At 65.1% G+C, this 18,630-nt stretch carries 14 protein-coding genes; 7 read left to right on the forward strand and 7 right to left on the reverse strand.

Annotated features, from left to right (window positions below; translation table 11 throughout):
- Nucleotides 1–42: 42 nt before the first annotated feature.
- Complete coding sequence (locus tag ACLL97_RS12850) at nucleotides 43–534, forward strand: TlpA family protein disulfide reductase (RefSeq protein ID WP_411280871.1); 492 nt, start codon at nucleotides 43–45, stop codon at nucleotides 532–534.
- Here the strand turns inward: ACLL97_RS12850 and ACLL97_RS12855 are convergent.
- A complete protein-coding gene (locus ACLL97_RS12855) occupies nucleotides 518–2,821 on the reverse strand; it encodes an OPT family oligopeptide transporter (RefSeq protein ID WP_411280872.1) in 2,304 nt (767 codons plus the stop codon). The two genes, ACLL97_RS12850 and ACLL97_RS12855, sit on opposite strands and share 17 nt — an antisense overlap.
- Before the next feature lie 501 nt (nucleotides 2,822–3,322).
- Nucleotides 3,323–4,858, reverse strand: a complete 1,536-nt coding sequence (locus ACLL97_RS12860; protein ID WP_411280873.1) for a pyridoxal phosphate-dependent decarboxylase family protein — start codon at nucleotides 4,856–4,858, stop codon at nucleotides 3,323–3,325.
- Here ACLL97_RS12860 and ACLL97_RS12865 point away from each other — a divergent pair.
- From ACLL97_RS12865 to ACLL97_RS12880, 4 genes are all read left to right on the forward strand, one after another.
- Complete coding sequence (locus tag ACLL97_RS12865) at nucleotides 4,849–5,631, forward strand: dimethylarginine dimethylaminohydrolase family protein (protein ID WP_411280874.1); 783 nt, start codon at nucleotides 4,849–4,851, stop codon at nucleotides 5,629–5,631. The two genes, ACLL97_RS12860 and ACLL97_RS12865, sit on opposite strands and share 10 nt — an antisense overlap.
- Before the next feature lie 272 nt (nucleotides 5,632–5,903).
- On the forward strand, nucleotides 5,904–9,413 hold the full coding sequence (locus tag ACLL97_RS12870; protein WP_411280875.1) for a YDG domain-containing protein: 3,510 nt from the start codon (nucleotides 5,904–5,906) through the stop codon (nucleotides 9,411–9,413).
- On the forward strand, nucleotides 9,410–10,225 hold the full coding sequence (locus ACLL97_RS12875) for a hypothetical protein (protein WP_411280876.1): 816 nt from the start codon (nucleotides 9,410–9,412) through the stop codon (nucleotides 10,223–10,225). The genes ACLL97_RS12870 and ACLL97_RS12875 overlap by 4 nt, the downstream gene beginning before the upstream one ends.
- Entirely contained in the window at nucleotides 10,222–10,968 is a 747-nt protein-coding gene (locus ACLL97_RS12880; RefSeq protein ID WP_411280877.1) for a hypothetical protein, read from the forward strand. Before ACLL97_RS12875 ends, ACLL97_RS12880 begins: the two co-directional genes overlap by 4 nt.
- 10 nt (nucleotides 10,969–10,978) lie before the next feature.
- Here ACLL97_RS12880 and ACLL97_RS12885 read toward each other — a convergent pair whose 3' ends face one another.
- The 4 genes from ACLL97_RS12885 to ACLL97_RS12900 all read right to left on the reverse strand — a co-directional run bounded on the left by ACLL97_RS12885 (nucleotide 10,979) and on the right by ACLL97_RS12900 (nucleotide 15,731).
- Nucleotides 10,979–12,616, reverse strand: coding sequence for an NAD-dependent malic enzyme (locus ACLL97_RS12885; protein ID WP_411280878.1), 1,638 nt, complete (start codon nucleotides 12,614–12,616; stop codon nucleotides 10,979–10,981).
- Nucleotides 12,613–13,089, reverse strand: a complete 477-nt coding sequence (locus tag ACLL97_RS12890) for a RidA family protein (RefSeq protein ID WP_411280879.1) — start codon at nucleotides 13,087–13,089, stop codon at nucleotides 12,613–12,615. Before ACLL97_RS12890 ends, ACLL97_RS12885 begins: the two co-directional genes overlap by 4 nt.
- A gap of 129 nt (nucleotides 13,090–13,218) precedes the next feature.
- On the reverse strand, nucleotides 13,219–14,700 hold the full coding sequence (locus tag ACLL97_RS12895; RefSeq protein WP_411280880.1) for a pyridoxal phosphate-dependent decarboxylase family protein: 1,482 nt from the start codon (nucleotides 14,698–14,700) through the stop codon (nucleotides 13,219–13,221).
- Nucleotides 14,700–15,731 carry a DUF1835 domain-containing protein gene (locus ACLL97_RS12900; protein WP_411280881.1) on the reverse strand — a complete coding sequence of 344 codons (1,032 nt, stop codon included), beginning with the start codon at nucleotides 15,729–15,731 and terminating at the stop codon, nucleotides 14,700–14,702. The genes ACLL97_RS12895 and ACLL97_RS12900 overlap by 1 nt, the downstream gene beginning before the upstream one ends.
- Nucleotides 15,732–15,870: 139 nt before the next feature.
- Between ACLL97_RS12900 and ACLL97_RS12905 the strand changes: the two genes are divergently transcribed.
- Nucleotides 15,871–17,019, forward strand: coding sequence for a mannose-1-phosphate guanylyltransferase (locus ACLL97_RS12905; RefSeq protein ID WP_411280882.1), 1,149 nt, complete (start codon nucleotides 15,871–15,873; stop codon nucleotides 17,017–17,019).
- Between the two features lie 18 nt (nucleotides 17,020–17,037).
- Here ACLL97_RS12905 and ACLL97_RS12910 read toward each other — a convergent pair whose 3' ends face one another.
- The gene (locus ACLL97_RS12910; RefSeq protein WP_411280883.1) at nucleotides 17,038–17,844 is read right to left on the reverse strand and encodes an enoyl-CoA hydratase/isomerase family protein; all 807 of its coding nucleotides are present in this window, start codon (nucleotides 17,842–17,844) and stop codon (nucleotides 17,038–17,040) included.
- Nucleotides 17,845–18,015: 171 nt separating this feature from the next.
- Between ACLL97_RS12910 and ACLL97_RS12915 the strand changes: the two genes are divergently transcribed.
- Complete coding sequence (locus ACLL97_RS12915) at nucleotides 18,016–18,507, forward strand: hypothetical protein (protein WP_411280884.1); 492 nt, start codon at nucleotides 18,016–18,018, stop codon at nucleotides 18,505–18,507.
- The last annotated feature ends 123 nt before the right edge of the window (nucleotides 18,508–18,630 follow it).

Here is an 18,630-nt window from a genome sequence, read left to right on the forward strand (position 1 = left end):
CCCCGTACCCCGTACCCCGTACCCCGTACCCCGTACTGTTTTATGTCGCCTCTCCGCTCCGCCTTGTTCGCACTGGCCTTCGCCTTCGCGACTCCAGCCCTCGCCCAAGACCTCGGCATCGCGGTCGGCGAAACCGCCCCCAGCGGCCCGCTCCAAACCCTCGACGGCAAAACCGTCGACCTCTCAGCCTACCTCGGCAAGACGCCCGTTGTGCTCGAGTTCTGGGCCACCTGGTGCGGTAACTGCAAGCAGCTCGAGCCCGCCATGCGCGCCGCGATGACCAAGCACGGCGCGAAGGTGAAATTCGTGACTGTCGCCGTGTCGGTGAACCAGTCCATCGAACGCGTGAAGGGTTGGCAAAAGGCCAACAAGCTCGGCGGCGAACTGCTGTACGACAAAAAGGGTACGGTCAGCGGTGCCTACGACGTGCCGGCCACCAGTTACGTGGTCGTCGTCGACAAGAGCGGCAAGATCGTCTACACCGGCGTCGGTGGCGCGCAGAACCTGGAAGCGGCCATCAAGAAGGTCTTGTAAGCAGCTTTTCGCGACCCGTCAGATACAGCACCGCGATCAGCCCCACGAACGGCAGCAGCGAGAGCACGTCGGCCATCGGCCCTGCGAACAGCGGGTTGTTCACCGACATCGCCTCGATCGCGCGATTCACACCCGCCATCGCCGGTACTCCCGCCACAAAGGCGATCAGGATGCCGGCGATGGCGCCGCCGGCGATGTAGCCCGACGCCATCAGGACGCCGGGACTCTTGTCGCCCTCGGCCGCCAGTTCATCGGCGGAGAGGTTGCGATCGGCGTGTTTGCGCGCGATCCAGCGATCGACCGCCCAGCGCACGACACCGCCCACGAAGATCGGCGCCGACGTCGAGATCGGCAGATACACGCCGACCGCAAAGGCCAGCGACGGGATCCCCGACAGCTCGAGCACAAGCGCGATCATGGCGCCCAACAGCACGAGTCCCCACGGCAGTTTCCCGCCCAGGATCCCCTTGATGATGTACGACATCAGCGTGGCCTTGGGCGCATCGAACTTCGGCACATCCTGACCATTCGCGAGCGTGCGGATGCTGCCGTTGATGCCCGGATCCACGAAGTACACGGGCTTCCCCGCGTCGTCCACCAGATACTTCTCAGCGTTGCCGCCACTTGGGTCTTGGCGGTGCCACACCCAGTACTCGCGCGAGTCGGTGCTGCCGTCGGCCATGAGGCCGTCTACCGATTCACGACGATCGAGCGTGCGCACGTTCACCGTCTCGCCACTCGTGAGCGCGGCGCCACCAGGCGCGTCCGGCATCATGGCCGCGGCGCTCACATACACGGTGCCCGCCGCGTTCAGTCGCAGCAGAATAGGCCCGAGCGCCAGCGCCGACACCAGCGCGCCCACCACGATCGCAATCTGCTGCGAGCGCGGCGTCGCGCCCACTAAAAAGCCCGTCTTCAAATCCTGCGACGTGGTGCCACCGTTCGACGCCGCGATGCACACGATCGCGCCGATCGAGAGCGCTGTCACGTAGTAATTGCTACCCGTCCAGCCCAGCAGCACGAACGCCAGACAGGTCAGCAGCAGCGTGGCCACCGTCATGCCGGAAATCGGATTCGAAGACGAGCCGATTTCACCGGTCAGTCGCGACGACACCGTCACGAACAGAAAACCGAACACTACGATCAGCATCGCCGCCGCGATGCGCGTGCCGAAGCCGGTACCACCCACATACAGCGGACTCGCACCCACGAGCGCGACCACCAGCGCAATGATGCCAAGCAGTACCAGCTTGAGCGGCAGATCACGGTCGGTGCGCACCGTATCGCGAATAGTCGTGGTGCTGGAGTTGGACACATCGCGCAGTCCTTCGCGCAGTCCGTGCCAGATCGTCGGCATCGAGCGGATCACGCTGATGATGCCACCGGTGGCCACCGCACCGGCGCCGATGTACAGCACGTAGGCGTTACGAATGGCACCAGGGCTCATGTCGCTGATCAGCGCACGCGTTTCCGGTGCCAGCGGCATGGTGAGCGCCGATCCGAAATAGGCGATCATCGGAATGAGCACGAGATACGCCAGCACACCGCCGGCGAACATCACCGCCGCCACGCGCGGGCCGATGATATAGCCCACACCGAGCAACTCCGGTGACACTTCCACTGATACCGACGCCGCCGAAAAGGGGGCACCGAACACTTTCTCCGGCACATCTTTCCACGCGCGCAGGGCCGACATCGCGGTCTTGTACGCGATTCCGATGCCAAAGCCGGTGAAGATAGTGCGAGCGCTCGTGCCCGCACCACCAAGCGCTTCCTGCTCGCGCCGAGCCCCCTCACTCGCCGCCGCGCGCGATTCGGCGTTCGCGCCGGCCTTCAACACTTCAGCACACGCCGTGCCTTCCGGATACTTCAGCACGCCATGTTGCGCCACGATCAGCGCGCGACGCAGCGGGATCATCATGAGGATGCCAAGCACACCACCGAGCACCGCGACCAGCAACACGCGCGCGATCTCGAGGTCGAAACCGAGAATGAGAATCGCCGGCATCGTGACGCCGATGCCGAATGCAATCGATTCACCCGCCGAACCGGCCGTCTGCACGATGTTGTGCTCGAGGATCGTCGCATCCCGCCCGCCCAGTCGCGCCAACAGGCGGAAGATCGTGATCGAGATGACGGCGACCGGAATCGAGGCGCTCACGGTGAGTCCCACCTTGAGCACCAAATACAGCGACGAGGCGCCGAAGATGAGGCCGAGCACGGCACCGACGACGAGCGGAACCGGCGTAAGCTCACGCAGACGGGTTTCGGGGGCGATGTACGACACTAAACGTGCACGCCGTCGTACCACGGGTCGCGCTGGCTGGCCATCAGCATAGGAAGGGGCACGGTCTAATCCGCGATAAAGAGTCCAATTCGATCAGGGGGTGATGCCGAGCGCCGACAAGCGGCACCTCCACGCGCACTTCAACCGGCGCCTCGCGTACAGACAAAGATGCGTCGAGGACCCGCGCCGGGCGACCCGCGCTGGGCGACCCGCGCTGGGCGACCCGGCGAAGGTCGCGGAACAGCTGGAACACGGATTGACGGAAACGGCACGGGAACAACACGGATAGGCACCCGCGTGATCGCCTCGCCACGTCGCTCCTCCTCGCAGTTCAACAGCCACAAATACGGAATGGGCCGTCCCACACGGCGTCCTGGGGAATATCCACGAACCAATCCGAGTTGTTCCCGTGCCGTTTCCGTCAATCCGTGTTCCAGTTGTTGACGGTCTCGCCGCCGCACTGCCCTCCGTGTTCCCGCTGTTGATGGTCTCGCGGCCGCCCTACACCCGATGCCTCGCCACCACCTCGGTGATCGCGGATGCCAGATCCGCCACGAGGTGGTCGATCTGCACCGCATGCGTCCTGAAACTCAGCACGCAGACGCGACCCACATACCGTCCGCCGGCCACAGCGCCGCTGATCATCACACGCCCCCGCTGTGAGGTAGCCGCCATCAGCTCCCGCGTGGCGGCGTCCTCCTGTACAAGCGTGGCGCCCGGCCAGGTGAGATGAAACGGAAACAGCGATAGCTCCGGCGGCGCGTCCATGACCACGTGCGGTAACCGCGCGACCCGAGCCGCCGCGTCGAGCGCGAGCACACGCTTTTCATCGATCGCAGCACGGAATGCATCGGCCCCGTACAGCTTGATCGTGAGCCACATGCGCAACCCCGGGAATCCGCGCGATAAATCTGGCCCATGCTGACTCGGATCGTAAAACTCGGCCGCACTCGGCATGTCGGGCAGATAGTCGGCCGTCGCGCCATGCGCGGCCCGTAACGCCGCGCCGTTGCGCACCAGTAGCGCGCCCGTGCCGTACGGCATGAACATGCCTTTGTGCGGATCGAGCGTGAGTGAATCGGCACGCTCGATGCCACGCAATACCTCGTGCGTGTCGCTGCACAGCTGGAAAAAGGCGCCGTACGCACCGTCCACATGATGCCACAGCTGTTCGGCGGCACACTCGTCGGCGATCGCGTTGAGCGGATCGACGGCACCGGTGTTGGTGGTGCCGGCGTTCGAAACCACCATGAACGGCAGCAATCCGCTACTACGGTCCTGCGCGATCGCCTCGCGCAACGCCTGTACCGGAAGGTGAAACTGTGCGTCGCACGGAATGGATCGCACCCGATCGGGCATGATACCGGCCAGCTTCGCCGCCTTGATCACGCAATGGTGCGCCTGATCCGATGTATACAGCACACCGCGCCGGATATCGGGTCCCAGATACTGCTCACGCGCGCACAACACCGCGTTGAACGTGGCCATCGAGCCGCCGGTGGTGAATACCCCGCGCGTGCCCGCGGGAAATCCCATCCACTCGCCGAGCCACTGCAGCGCATTCGCTTCGAGTTGCACCAGTGCCGGCGCCGCCTGCCAGATACCGGTGTAGCGGTTCGTGGTATCGGCGATGAAGTCCGCCAACGCCGCCGGAAACAGTCCGCCACCGGGGATATACGCGAGATAGCCCGGCGACGGCGTGTTGAACGACTGCGGGATGTACGTCATGAACAGATCGTCGAGCAGCGCCGCCAGCGGAGTACCCGACGCCGGCGACGACTCGCGCATGCTCAGGCAGAGTGCCTCCGCATTGTGCACGCCGTACAGCGGCTGACTGGGCAGCGTCGCGATGTGGTCCACGCAGCGCGCCACGACCTGATCGGCCATCGCGCGCATCTCCTGCGCACTGAATTCGAGATCGATGATACCAACTCCCTGCGTAAACTTGATGCAGTCTGGTCGCGGCCGACGTCGGCCAGTCAGCGCATAGTATTCCGCCCCGACCGGCCAAGCGCCATACTCCGCGCATGTTCTCACGCTTCACGCAGGCAATCGTCCGCCCGCCAGCACGCAACTTCGCAAACGGACTCACCACCGTCGACCTGGGCGTGCCCAATGTCGCGCTGGCACTCGCGCAGCACGCCGCGTACTGTGCCGCGCTCGCACGTCACGGCTGCACGGTTATCGCACTGCCTGCCGACAGCGCACACCCCGACTCCACATTCGTCGAGGATACCGCGTTGATCCTTCCCGGCCGGGGCGCCATCATCACTCACCCCGGCGCGGCGAGCCGCGCCGGTGAGGTGCACGCGATTCGCGACGCCCTCGCGTCGTTCTTCCCCGAGCTGCCGGAAATCACCACCCCCGGCGCCCTCGATGCCGGCGATGTCTGTGAGGCCGGAGACGTCGTGTTCATCGGCATCTCGGAACGCACGAACGCTGACGGCGCGCGGCAACTCGCCGCATGGCTGGCGCGATATGGCGTGGCCGCGCGGCTGGTCGATATCCGCCGCACACCGGGCATCCTGCACCTGAAGAGTGGCGTCGTCGCCCTCGACGCCAACCGTCTGCTCTCTATCAAGGCGCTCGCCGGGCACGCGGCCTTCGCCGACATGGACGTGCTACGAGTGCCGGCTGACGAGGAGTACGCCGCCAACAGCGTGCGGGTGAACGATGTGATCTTCGTGGCCGAGGGCTATCCGCTCACGCATGCTCTCCTGCGACAGGCAGGATACGCTCTTGAGCCGGTGGCGATGAGTGAGTTCGCGAAGATGGACGGGGGCCTGAGCTGCCTCTCGCTACGATTCTGACTGAGCCACGCCGTGCGCTGCTGATGTGCGCGTACGCGCCGCCGCACATGAAGCACAGCACATATTCACTGGCGCCGTGCATCGTGCAGGCGAGTCCGAAGGAACAAGACCAACGTTGGATTCAAGCGAACGCCACAGGAAGCCGACACCACTGAGACAAGGCCGAGTGCCAGCGAGGACGCTGGCTCCCTCTTGACGTTCACAGTGGAGTCAGCAGTATGTGGTTTGCGGCAATTGGACGACGGTGGAGCCGAAGCATTGGCGCTCTGGGCATGTCGATGGCGCTCGCAGGAGCTGCTGCGGAGCTTGGTGCACAGACCGTGATCAGCGTACCCTTCACCAGCGGTTTTGCAGGCAATCGCGGCACCTCGGCGGGTACCGCCAACAACGTGTTGACGTTTGCGACGCTGCAGATCGCGCGCATCTTCTTCATACAGAGCTCGTCCACCAATACGTTTGAGATTCAGGGGAATGACATTCCCGGCACGATGCGTATTGTGCGTACCGACGGCACGATCCTCGACATCCCCGCATCGGCCAATTGGCGCAATAGCGGCGGAACGACGTACCTGATTGGCTTCCTGCCACGTCCGGTCTCACCAATTACGCTGACCTATAGCGGCGGATCCATCCAGATCACCGATGGCGCGGTAAACGGCGGATCGAGCATCGGCGGATATGCCGCTGGCTACGCTGGTACAAAACTCGCCGACGGACAAAGTACCAACGGCAACGCGGCCATCTCCCAAGTGCTGGCGGGCCTCAATGACTATCTCGCTACCGTCGTCGCATCGCGACCAGCCGGACCGGTCACCGTCACCGCGCTCAGCACGTCGTCGACAACCCCGACGATCACCGGCACCGCGACCGTGGGCACCGGCGAAGTGCTGACGGTCGTGGTGAACGGTGTGCAATACTCGACCAGCACGTCGCCCGCCATCGTGCGGAGCGGCACCAGCTGGTCGCTGACGCTGACGACTCCGTTGCCAACCGGTACGTACGAGGTGGCGGCGACAATCACCAACACCGACGGCTTCACACTCAGCGACACCAGCACGAACGAAGTCACTATTACGCCGGTTACAACCACGGTCACCATCGGTGGCAGCTTCACCGCGAACGACAAAGTGTACAGCGGTGATACCACGGCGACCGGCACCACGACGGGCCTCACGCTGGTTGGTGTGAGCAGCCCCGACAACGTCACCATCGCCGCGATCACGCTCGGCTTCCTCACCTCGCCCGTGGGCACGGCCAAGAGTGTCGTGATCACCGGCGTCACGCTCGGTGGCACCGATGCTGGGCTGTATACCGTGAGCCTGACCGGAGCGCCCAGCGCCACGGCCAACATTACCCCCAAGCCACTCACCCTGGCCGGCAGCTTCACCGCCAGCAACAAGGTGTACAACGGCAGCACGTCGGCCACCGTCGCCACCAACAGCCTCACCCTGGTGGGCGTGGTGAGCCCCGATGTGGTCACGCTCGCGAGTGTCACCGCTACGTTCGCCACCGCGTCTGTGGGCAACGGCAAAACCGTGTCGCCGAGTGCGGCGACGATCAGCGGTGCGAACAGCGGCAACTACTCCATTAGTGTGTCCGGTGCACCGACCACCACCGCCAATATCACGTCGGCCGGCGGGACGGTCACCATCGGTGGCAGCCTCACGGCGAACGACAAAGTGTACAGCGGTGATACCACGGCGACCGGCACCACGACGGGCCTCACGCTGGTTGGTGTGAACAGCAGCGATAACGTCACGATCTCTGCGGTGACCCTCGGCTTTCTGACCGCGCCCGCAGGCACGGCTAAGAGTGTCGTGATCACCGGCGTCACCCTCGGTGGCACCGATGCTGGGCTGTATACCGTGAGCCTGACCGGGGCGCCCAGCGCCACGGCCAACATTACTCCCAAGCCGCTCACGCTCGCCGGCAGCTTTACCGCCAGCAACAAGGTGTACAACGGCAGCACGTCGGCCACCGTCGCCGGCAATAGTCTCACGCTGGTCGGTGTGGTGAGCCCCGATGTGGTCACGCTCTCCGGCGTGACCGCCACCTTCGCCACGGCCAGCGTCGGCACCGGTAAACCGGTATCGCTCAGCGCCGCCACGATCGGCGGCGCGAACAGCGGCAACTACTCCATTGGTGTGTCCGGTGCACCGACCACCTCCGCCAACATCACGTCGGCCGGCGGGACGGTCACCATCGGTGGCAGCTTCACGGCGAACGACAAAGTGTACAGCGGCACAACGACGGCCATCGGGAACACCAGCACACTCATGCTCGTCGGTGTGAGCAGCCCCGATAACGTCACCATCGCCTCGGTCACGATCGCTTTCACGACCGCACCGGTGGGATCCACGAAGACCGTGGTAATTACGAACGTCACGTTGGTGGGAAGCCAGGCCGGACTCTATACCGTGAACCTCGCTGGCGCGCCGACGACGACCGCCGACATCACGGCGATTCCGCTCACCATCGGTGGTTCGTTCGAAGCCAACGAGAAACTCTACGACGGCACGACCGCCGTGACCATTGCCGGCAATACGCTCGCACTCGTCGGTGTGCGCGACGGTGACAACGTCACCCTTACCGCCGTCACGTTCGCATTCGCTGACCCCACCGTGGGCACACAGAAGCCGGTCGGCATCATCAGCTCGGCACTCGGTGGCAGCGCCGCGTCGAACTATTCACTCAGCCTGAATGGCGCCCCGGTGGCGGCCGCCAATATTCTTGCGCTCACGCCACCGTCGGTACCGCGGGCGGTGGTCGGCATTGCCGGCGACGGACGAATCACGTTGACCCTCGATATTCCGGCCAACGAAGGATGTCGCGCCGTGTCGGGCTACGTTGTGGAGTACAGCACGGACAACGGCACCACCTGGAAGCGCACGCTGCTCGATGGGCGCGCCGTCACCCCGTGGGTGCTTCAGGGGCTCACCAACAACGTGCCCACGCGGGTGCGGGTGGCCGCCGTGAACCCGTGCGGAATGAGCCCGTTCGTCGAGGTGCCAGGGCCGTTCGTTCCAATCGGTCCGACCCGCACCACCGGTGGACAGCCCACGACTACTCCCCGCGGCACCGGGACGCTGTCGTCAAGCAACACGCCGGTTACACTGGAGGTGGTGCGCGACACGATATTGCGACTGTCCGACGGGACCGTGATGCTATCGCTGCGTTCCAGCGATGGCTCCGGGTCCGCCATCCCGATCGACAGCAGCCGCACCATGCAGCTCGACCAAGGTGGACGCGCGACTACCGAAGGGAGCGGCTTCGCGCCGGGAACCTATGTGTCGGTGTACATCTACGCACCGAACGGCACGCCGATCTTGCTGGGTACGGTGCTCGTCGGAAGCGACGGCACGTTCCAATCGACGGTTTCGATCCCGTTGTCGCTGCCGCCCGGCGCCTACACGCTGCAAGTGAATGGGATCGATCGCACACACACGCCGCGTTCGGCGTCCCTCGGTGTGGACGTGGCGGAACCGCCCGCTGACGTCGAACTGACCGCCGTCCCTGATCAGAGCTCGCCGGTAGTCGGTGACACCATCACGATTACTTTGACGGTCCTCAACAAGGGCACGGGCCCGGCGATCAATGTCATCATCCCGCGTGCCTTCACCGAGGCCGGCTTCACGATCGTGAAATCGACGCCGATCGACGGCAGCTACAACGACCTCTCGAAGCAGTGGACAGTTCCGCGCATCGAGCCGGGGGCCCGCGCGCGCCTGCTGCTCACCGCCATCGTGTTGCCGCCCGCCGCCCTTCAGCCGAACACGCCATGATCTTCCACATCAATTCGCGCACGACGCGTCCCATGACCTCGCCTACGCATCGCTCGATGTGTGCCCTGTTGGCCGCGTCACTACTGGCCGCGCCACTGCTCCTGACCGCCTGTGCACCGACCGACTTCGTGCGCTCGGTCGATAGCGCACCGAGCAGCATCGACCTCACGGTTGTCAGCGCGTCCCAGCTCGAAAGCGTTGGTGATACCGCTCGCGTGCAGTCGCGCGTGCTCGATCAGGTTGGCGTCGTTCTGGCCAACGTGCCGCTGCGTTGGTCGGTTACGCCGGCCGGCATCGTGCAGATGGTCAGCAATGGCACATTCAGCGCCGTCGCCAATGGTCGTGCCACGATCATCGCAGAGGTCGATCCGGCGGACACGGGCGTCCGTCCGCGTGGCTATCTCAGCGGACCGCTGGCCGACACGGTGGTGATCGAAGTGCGCCAGCGTGCGGTACGTCTCACCATCACGGTGTCGGACACCGCCTTCAAATCGCTTGGTGCCGTGCGATCGCTGCGCTCGGAAGTCGCGGATCGTCGCGGGAACATCATGGGTCTCGACGTCGCGCCGGTGTCATGGCGCTCGGTGAACGCTACGATTGTGAGCGTCGACAGCGCTGGTGTGGTTCGCTCACGCGCCGAGGGACGCACCACCATTCTCGCCACTAGCGGCGAGCTCTCGGCGACAGCGGCCCTGACGGTCACACCACGCCTGCCACACGTGTCGTGCATGGTGTACGCACAGCGTCGTCAGTCGAAGACCTCGTGCGTGTCGCTCGACTTCGTGTTGCGCGAGCGGGAGGCCGGGCGATGAAACGTTTCGCCGCACTCGTTGCCGGGATGGTCGCACTCGCGCCAGCGGTCCAGGCGCAGGATGCACCGAAGGATGCGTCAGCCTGGTCCCGCGTGAGTATCTCCGTGCGCTACGGGGTGTTCACACCGTCGGGGAATAGCGAGGTGTACTCGCTCATCGATCGCGCCCTCGATCCCGGAAGTGCGACGTTGAATCCGCGACTTGCCGGCGCCGACGTCGCCGTGCGCATGACACCACGCTGGAGCATTCGACTCGGCACCGAGTCTGGTGAGCGCACGATGGGATCTGTAAGCCGCGTGTTGCCTGCTACAACCACCAGCCCGGTGGTGCAGCAGACCGCACTCCAACTCACCGCAGTGCAGTCGCTGGGCGTCGAATGGCGTGCCGCGCGGTGGGCACGTGCACACGGCGCGAGTCAGGATCGCGCGCGCCTGATACTCGGCGCCGGCCTGGGCACGACGCGCTATCGTTTTCATCAGTGGGGCGCGTTCGTGGACGCTGAGCGGCTCGTGGCTTACCGCGACGATTTCTATTCAGCCGGACGCGGTCAGTTCACATATGTGAGCGCGGGCGTGGACGTACCCGTTGCGCGCTGGGTCGCCCTGCAGGGTACGGTGCGCCGGCAGTTCGGTGCCGCGCCGATGAGCGATGACTACGCGACCTTCGACCACCTCGACCTTGGGGGTACGAGTGTCAGCGTCGGTGTGCGCTTTTCGCCTGCCGAGCTGCTCGGCAGGCGATAGCACCGACGGCTCAGAGCAACGACACGTAGTGCGGCTCAAACATCGCGGCGGTGACTGCAGCCGCCACGTCGTTTGGCCGTTCCACGCGCGCCAACCCACTGTCGAACGCCATCGTGGCCACGTCGATGGCAATCGCGCGTGACACCTCGCGAATGCGCGACAGACTGGGATAGATACGCCCCATCGCCAGATCGTCCGACGTCACCAGCGAGGCGAGCGTACGTGCCGCCGCCGCGAACATCCCCTCCGTCACGCGCGACGACGCACTGACCGTGACACCAAGACCGACGCCAGGGAAAATGTAGGCATTATTGCCTTGCCCCGGCACGTGCGTCTTGCCGTTGTACGTCACCGGTGCGAACGGGCTGCCGCTGGCGAAGATCGCCCGACCATCGGTGCCCGCGTACGCCTGCAGGGCGGTACACTCGGCCTTTGACGTGGGGTTGGACAACGCGAGGATAATAGGACGCTGGTGCTCCTTCGCCATCGCCGCCAGCACGTCCTTGGTAAATGTATTGGGTGTTCCCGACACGCCGATGATCGCGTGCGGTTTGAGCGACTCCACCGCGTCGAGCAGGGTACTCACCGGCGCATGATCGTGCGCGAAGCGCTGCTTGTGGTCTGCAAGGTCGGTGCGCGAATGCTCCACCAGCCCCTTCGAGTCCACGAACCAGCAGTGGCGACGTGCCTCGTCCAGAGACAGCCCTTCCGAGCACAGCGCTTCGACCACGAGGTCGCCGATACCGATGCCGGCCTCACCTGCGCCGAGAAACAGGAGGCGCATCTCGCGCAGGGGCGTGCCGCTGATGCGTGCCGCGGAGTACAGTCCCGCCAGCGCGACCGATGCCGTGCCCTGAATGTCGTCGTTGAACGTGCAGATGCGGTCGCGCCATCGTTCGAGCAGCGCGAAGGCATTGTGATTGCCGAAGTCCTCGAACTGCAAACAGGCCAGCGGAAAGCGCGCTTGCACGGCCTCGACAAATTCATCCAGGAGTTCGTCGTATTCGGCGCCGCGCAAACGCGGCTGACGCAGACCGACATAAGAGTGACTCTCACGCAGCGTGGTATTGTTCGTACCGACGTCGATCGTGATCGGTAAACACTGGTTCGGCGAGAGGCCCGCACAGGCCGTGTACAGCGTGAGTTTCCCGATCGGGATGCCCATACCATTGGCACCGAGGTCACCCAGGCCCAGAATGCGCTCGCCATCGGTGACCACGATCATTCTGATGTCGTCCTGCGGCCAGTTGGCGAGCACATTCCCCACCTGTCCCTTGTCGGCAGCGGTGATATACATGCCACGACTGCGACGGAAAATACGACCGAACTCCTCGCACGCCTGCCCGACCGTCGGCGTGTACAACACTGGCATCAGCTCCTCGAGGTGTTCCATCACCAGACGATAGAACAGCGTCACGTTGCGATCATGAAGCGCAACCAGATACGCGTACTGCTCGAGCGGCGACGGCTTGGAGCGTACGCCGGGAAGAATGCGGGCGAGTTGCTCGTCCTGCGACATCACGCGTGGCGGCAGCAGTCCGCGCAATCCGAATGTATCGCGCTCGGCGTCCGTGAACGCGGTGCCCTTGTTCAGGACGGGGTCGTTCAGCAGGTCGGCACCACGTTTGGCTTGGAGCAGGGTCGTCACGGCTTCTCCGAAGAGCGGATCTGGGCGCTGCATTTGATTTCCACGCGCGCGGCGGGACGCGGCAGGGCAGTCACGGCGACCGTCGCCCGCGCCGGGGGATCGACGCGGAAGTACTCGGTATATACACCATTCATCGCGGCGTAGTCGCGCATGTCGATCAGAAATACCGTGCACTCGCCGACGTCGGCCATGGTGGCGCCGGCCGTTCGGAGCGCCGTTCGGATATTCTCGAGCGTCTGGCGCGTCTGTATCTCGACGCCGCCCGCGATGATATCCTGCGTGCCCGGCGTGATGCCGGTCATGCCCGACACGAAGACCTGATTGCCGGCGCGGATGGCTACCGAGTACGCCGGCACCAGCGGTGCGATGCCCGGTGGATTGATCGTGCGGCGAGCGAGCGATGTCGGCGCGCAACTGGAGAGCAGCAGACCGAATGCCGCACCGCAGCCGATTGTCAGGAGAGGGTGGCGCATGGTGGTATTCTCAAAATGTGGATGCTGTTCTTCGCGTGCCTTCGCGTTCTCCGCGAGCTTCGCGCGAACCACTGGACCTGCCGTGCAGGAGCGCCTTCCGAAAGCTCGCGACGAGTGTCTCGCATCCCGCTAGCGTTTGTGCAAAAGCAGCGCGGCCTCCGCCGCCAGTCCGTCCACCAACTTCGCGAGATGGGTCTCGTCGGTTCGCGCGTTCATCACGGTAATACGTAATACGCGACGGCCGTCCAGCGTGGTGGCAGTAATCCAGCCGCGTCCTGAGCGGTTGTACCGTTCGCGGAGCGCGTCGGTCAGGGTGTCGAGATCGGCCTCCGCGATGCCCGTCGGCGTCCACGCGAAGCAGAGAATATTCGACATCGGCTCATGCAACGGCGCAAAATCGGTGCGGACGCTGAGCAGTCCGTGCAGCGTCTGCGCCATGCGACAGAGCCGATCATAGAGGCGCGCCAGATTGTCCGACCCGTAGCGCTCGATGGCCACCCACAGCTTCAGCACGTCAGCGCGGCGTGAACATTGAAAGGATCGGGGACCCATATCCCAGATCTGCGCGTCCGAGCCGGAGCTGAACAGGTACGGTGCCTCCTGCGAGAAGGCCCGCGTGAGATCATCCTGATCGCGCACCAGCACCATTCCCGCCGACAGTGGCAGCAGCAGGGTCTTGTGTGGGTCCCACGCCATCGAGCGCGCGCGCGCGAGCCCCTGCATGCGATGCTGATGCCGTGGCGACAGTATCGCCGCGCCACCGTGCGCCGCATCGACGTGCAGCCAAAGCGGGCCATGATCGTCGGCGAATTCGTCGCACAGATCGGCGATCGCCGTCAGGTCATCGAAGCTGCCAGTGGCCGTGCAGCCCGCCGTCGCGACTACAGCCATCACCCGCGTGCCGGTGCCACGCAGCAGCTCGAGCCGCGCCCGCAACGCCTCGGTATCCATTCGGAGCTCGCGTGATGGAATCACGATCACGCGCGCGAGCCCCAGGCCCATCTCACCGGCCGCGCGCGACACTGCGTAATGCGCATGTTGACCGCACACGACCACCGGCACGTGCGCGCCGATTCCGTTGGTCCACACATCAGGCACCGCGCGACTGCGAGCCGCCAGCAGCGCGGTCAACGTCGCCTCGGTGCCACCCGAGGTCATCGTGCCGCCGGCCTGCTCATCCCAGCCCACCAGGTCGGTCATCCACGCAATCACCTGATGCTCGAGCGGCGTGAACGACGGTGACATCTCGCGCACCGCCTGCGACTGATTGAACGCGCTGATCAGCGCGTCGGTCCACACCGCCGCCGGCAGTGGCGCCGACACCTGATGCCCGATGTACATCGGATGCGCCAGACGGTTCACGTCCTCCAACAGCAGCGACGACAGGCGACGCGCCACATCCGGTAACGCACGCGGTCCGCGCGGCATCGGCCCGGCAATGCGATCCGCAATCACCTGCGCACTGTGCCATGTGGACACTGGTCCTTCACCACGACGCGTGTCGGCGAAATAGCTGGCCGCGAGCTCGAGAATCGGGCGCGCCGCGTCGAGCGTCGTATCCGCTTCGAGGAGCGCCAACAGTTCGGCGTCGTCGTCAGTTCGGGCGTCCATTATGTGCGGGGAAACCGATCGGTGCGCTGCGTGCGCGCGTCCCAGCGCCAGTACTCCGCGTTCGTGCAATGCGTGCCACCGATCCATCGATCGATGCCGTTCGCCCGCACCGCATCGGCGCGGGCGCGAATCACATCCTGCCCGAACGGCGTCAGCTGCACCGCCCGCTCCCAGAAGGCGCGACCATCGGTGTCACGCTGCGGCGCAATCACCCGGGAGCCATTGGTATGCACCACGATCGGATGCGCACAGTCACTGAGACGCTCGACGTACCACGCAAAGCTCCAGTCCCCGAGCCACACCCACGACTCAGTGACCTGATGCGCGGCAAATAATTTACCCAGCGTGATGGCACCCGGTGACAGCGCTTCGCAGAGTTGTCGCTCGCTGCGCGAGAGTCCGGAGTCGATATCCGGGTACTCCTCGAGTTGACGACGCAGCGCGGCCACCAGATGCGGCAGCCGCACGTCGGCGGCGGCGGTGTACGTGCGCGCCGTGACTTCCCGATCGAACCGATTGGTCACGTCCAGCAAGTCGTCAGGTGTACCCGCCGTCAACGCACGCCAGGCCACGCCGCCATGCACCAGATCGCGTGATGTGATGGCTCGCCGCGCCCGGTACAAGGGGTCGAACTTCTCCGGCAACATCGGGCCGAGATAGCAATCTGCCGGCACGATGGTGAGTCGGGGACGCTCGTGTTCCGCCCGCCGTTCGAAGCGCGCCAGGATCTGAATCAGCTGCAGTTGGTCATACAGATCGGGCTCGAACCACAAGACCACTTCGTCCCCCGCGCTCACGTCTTCCAGCCGCGCATCGCGCTGCTCGAAGTCGGAGATCGCGGACGCTACGTTCGACCACCCGCGGCTCGCGAGAAATTCGGCGCGCACGCGATGGAAAGCGCCGAGGTCGTCATCGGCTGGCACGGGACCGTCGTGCAGCAGGTCGCGCCAAGAGACGATATCGCCCGGTAGGCCGGAGCGCGCGAGAGCGCTCGCCGCCGAGTCGCCGTTGGTAAGGTGCAGAGTGAGCATGGCCTAGGTATGTTGTCCATTGCCGAGCAGATGCGCCAGTTGCCACGGGCATTTGCATTCGCGGCCCGCCCTTCGTGTTCTCCACTCCGCTGCCACGATGCCTGAGCCCCGCGCTGTCGCTCCTCATGTTGCGTCCCCCGTGCTCGTCGAATCGTCGCCGATCGCCGACACCATCGAGGAGTTCGAGGTCGAGCCCCTGCTCGAGACGCGGACCGCACTCTGGGCCGTGGTCTTTGCCGGCGGCATCGGCACCCGCTTCTGGCCACTCAGTACGCCCAAGCGCCCGAAACAGTTGCTAGCCCTCGTCAACGAGCGGCCGCTCATCGCCGACACCATCGCGCGCCTCGCGCCGCTCGTGCCGGCCGAACGAGTGCTCGTCGTCACCAGCGCCGACATCGCCGACGCCCTGCACGAAGCCATTCCTGAAGTCCCTCGCGCCAACATGCTCATCGAACCGCGCCCACTCGGCACCGCGGCGGCCCTGGCCTGGGGTGCCCAGGAAGTGGCCAAGCGCGCCGGGCCGGATACCGTTTTTTGCGCGCTGCACGCCGACCTCTCGGTCGGATTCCCCGACGTGTTCCGCGACGCGCTCCAACGCGCCGCGACGATCGCGTCCACGGAGCCGGTGCTGGTGGCCCTTGGTGCCAAGCCCACCCGCTGCGAAACGGGGTTCGGCTACCTGCAGCCTGGTACCCCATTCGATCCGTTCGTGTCGCGGGCTGAAGGTGGCGCGTGCCGGGTGGAACACTTCGTGGAGAAGCCGACCGCCGTGCTGGCCGATACGCTCATCGACAAGGGCGCGCTCTGGAACACCGGAATTTTCGTGTGGCGTGCGCGCGTCGTACTCGACGAGCTCGAAGTGAACACCGGTGAGCTACAGCACGGGTTGCCTCAGCTTGCTGCAGGCGACATGTCGAGCTTCGCCGAACTGGTCACGTCGGTCTCGATCGATCGCGGCTTGCTCGAGCGAAGTCGCAACCTGGTCGTGTTGCCCACCGAGTGTGCCTGGGATGACGTCGGCACGTGGGCCTCGTTGCGCCGGGTGCGCGATCTCGACGATACCGGCAACGGTGTGATGGGCCATGTGCACTGTGTCGACGCCTCCGGCAACGTGATTCACGCCGACGGCTGCTGCGTCGTCGCCTACGGCATCTCGGGCTTGCTCGTCGTGTCGCTCGACGGACTCACGTTTGTAACCACGCTCGAGCGTGCCACCGAACTGGGGCCGCTGCTCAACTCGTTGCCCGGCAGCCTGCGCTACAACCCCGGACGCAACCACACGACCTGAGTCTGGTCAGGGCGCGGGTCAGCGTCCTTCAAACAGGGGGACGCGCTTTTCCTTGAACGCCGCCATCGCTTCGCGCACATCGGCACTCGCAAAGCAGCTCTTGATGTGCGTGAACTCCTCGCGAAGTTGCGCATCGAGCGTGGCATCCGGGCTGGCAAGCAGCAGGCGCTTCGACAGCGCCAACGCGAGCGGAGGACCCGCCGCCAGCTGCGCCGCATAGCGCTGCACACCATCGGCGAATAGGTCATCCGCCAGCACCGACGTGGCGAGGCCGATCCGCTCCGCTTCGTCAGCGCGCACATCGCGACCGGTAAGAATGATGTCGGCGGCTCGGGCGTGGCCGATCAAGCGTGGCAGAAACCACGTGACCCCGGCGTCGGGTGACAATCCGCGGCGAACGTACCCCGCGGTGACCGTCGCACTGGCACTCACCAAACGCAGGTCGCAGGCGAGCGCGAGACCGAACCCGGCGCCGGCGGCCGCACCATTCACCGCCGCGATCACCGGCTTCTCGCACGAGGTGATCGCCTGCACCCATCGTCCGACCCAGTAGTACGGATCCAACCGTGTGGCGCGATCGGCGTCGTCGGGCCGTCCCTGTGCACCGAGGTCGAGACCGGCGCAAAATCCCCGTCCCGCGCCGGTGATCACCACCGCTCGGACCGCGTTGTCGCGGGCCGCCTCCGCCATCGCAATCGGCAGTTCGTCGGCGAGCCGCGGATTGACCGCATTGAGACGTTCGGGGCGGTTCAGCGTGATCGTGCGCACGCCAGCCGTCGTCGTGTCGATGAGCAGATGCGCGAAGGAATCGATGTGAGCAGTCATGCACCAAGCATACAAGCCGCGCCGAATTTGCGGGGCCAACTTGTGTCCATTCACGTATCGTCCTTCGCACAGCCACTACCACCGATACGGGTGCGTTCGCTAAATCACAGGGTGAGCCTGTTCGAACCGGTTATCAGGCACACTGACCCGCTGGCCACTCTTGCCCCCACCATGCCTCCCTCCCGCGTTGCTGCCTCCCCGAAAATGCTCGACGACCCGACCGCGGCGCAGCAAGGGCCGTTGTATTGCTGCGACGCTCTCGCGCGCACGGCGTCGGAGACTTGTCGTCAGCACGAACGACTTGGTCGCTTGAATACGCTGCAGGTCGCGAAATCCGAGCTCGGTGCAGCCCACGCCATGGTTGACAACATCGATCTGGCGCTCACCGAGTGCGTACGCGACTTCGAGAAGTCGTGCGCGAAGGTCACGATCAGCGACGATGCCGACATCCGACAGGCCGCCAACGCCATGTGGTTGGCCGCGCGTGAATACCTCCGCCGCCACAGCATCGCCGAGAAGGCTACGCGTCAGCTCACGCAACACGATGCCGAGAAGTTCGGCGATCTGCAGCTCGAGTACGAACTCGAAGCCTCGGCGCTACTGGGCCTCAAGCACGCGATGTCGACCTATCAGAAGCTGCGCCCGGATACGCGCTGCCCGTAAGCTCGCCGGTCAGGGCGATCTCGAACAACAGCTTCGACGGCTGCGGGTCGCGCGTGAGATAAACCTGCAGCCGCTCGATAATCGCCGGGGCATTCACGCGCATCGCCAGCAATTCGCGTTCGC

The organism is Gemmatimonas sp. (assembly GCF_046594945.1).
In the GTDB taxonomy this organism is placed as follows: domain Bacteria; phylum Gemmatimonadota; class Gemmatimonadetes; order Gemmatimonadales; family Gemmatimonadaceae; genus Gemmatimonas.

Coding starts and splice junctions, on each gene's coding strand:
- ACLL97_RS12850 (WP_411280871.1), top strand. CDS start 43: ATGTCGCCTCTCCGCTCCGCCTTGTTCGCACTGGCCTTCGCCTTCGCG.
- ACLL97_RS12865 (WP_411280874.1), top strand. CDS start 4,849: ATGTTCTCACGCTTCACGCAGGCAATCGTCCGCCCGCCAGCACGCAAC.
- ACLL97_RS12870 (WP_411280875.1), top strand. CDS start 5,904: ATGTCGATGGCGCTCGCAGGAGCTGCTGCGGAGCTTGGTGCACAGACC.
- ACLL97_RS12875 (WP_411280876.1), top strand. CDS start 9,410: ATGATCTTCCACATCAATTCGCGCACGACGCGTCCCATGACCTCGCCT.
- ACLL97_RS12880 (WP_411280877.1), top strand. CDS start 10,222: ATGAAACGTTTCGCCGCACTCGTTGCCGGGATGGTCGCACTCGCGCCA.
- ACLL97_RS12890 (WP_411280879.1), bottom strand. CDS start 13,089: ATGCGCCACCCTCTCCTGACAATCGGCTGCGGTGCGGCATTCGGTCTG.
- ACLL97_RS12895 (WP_411280880.1), bottom strand. CDS start 14,700: ATGGACGCCCGAACTGACGACGACGCCGAACTGTTGGCGCTCCTCGAA.
- ACLL97_RS12900 (WP_411280881.1), bottom strand. CDS start 15,731: ATGCTCACTCTGCACCTTACCAACGGCGACTCGGCGGCGAGCGCTCTC.
- ACLL97_RS12910 (WP_411280883.1), bottom strand. CDS start 17,844: ATGACTGCTCACATCGATTCCTTCGCGCATCTGCTCATCGACACGACG.
- ACLL97_RS12915 (WP_411280884.1), top strand. CDS start 18,016: ATGCCTCCCTCCCGCGTTGCTGCCTCCCCGAAAATGCTCGACGACCCG.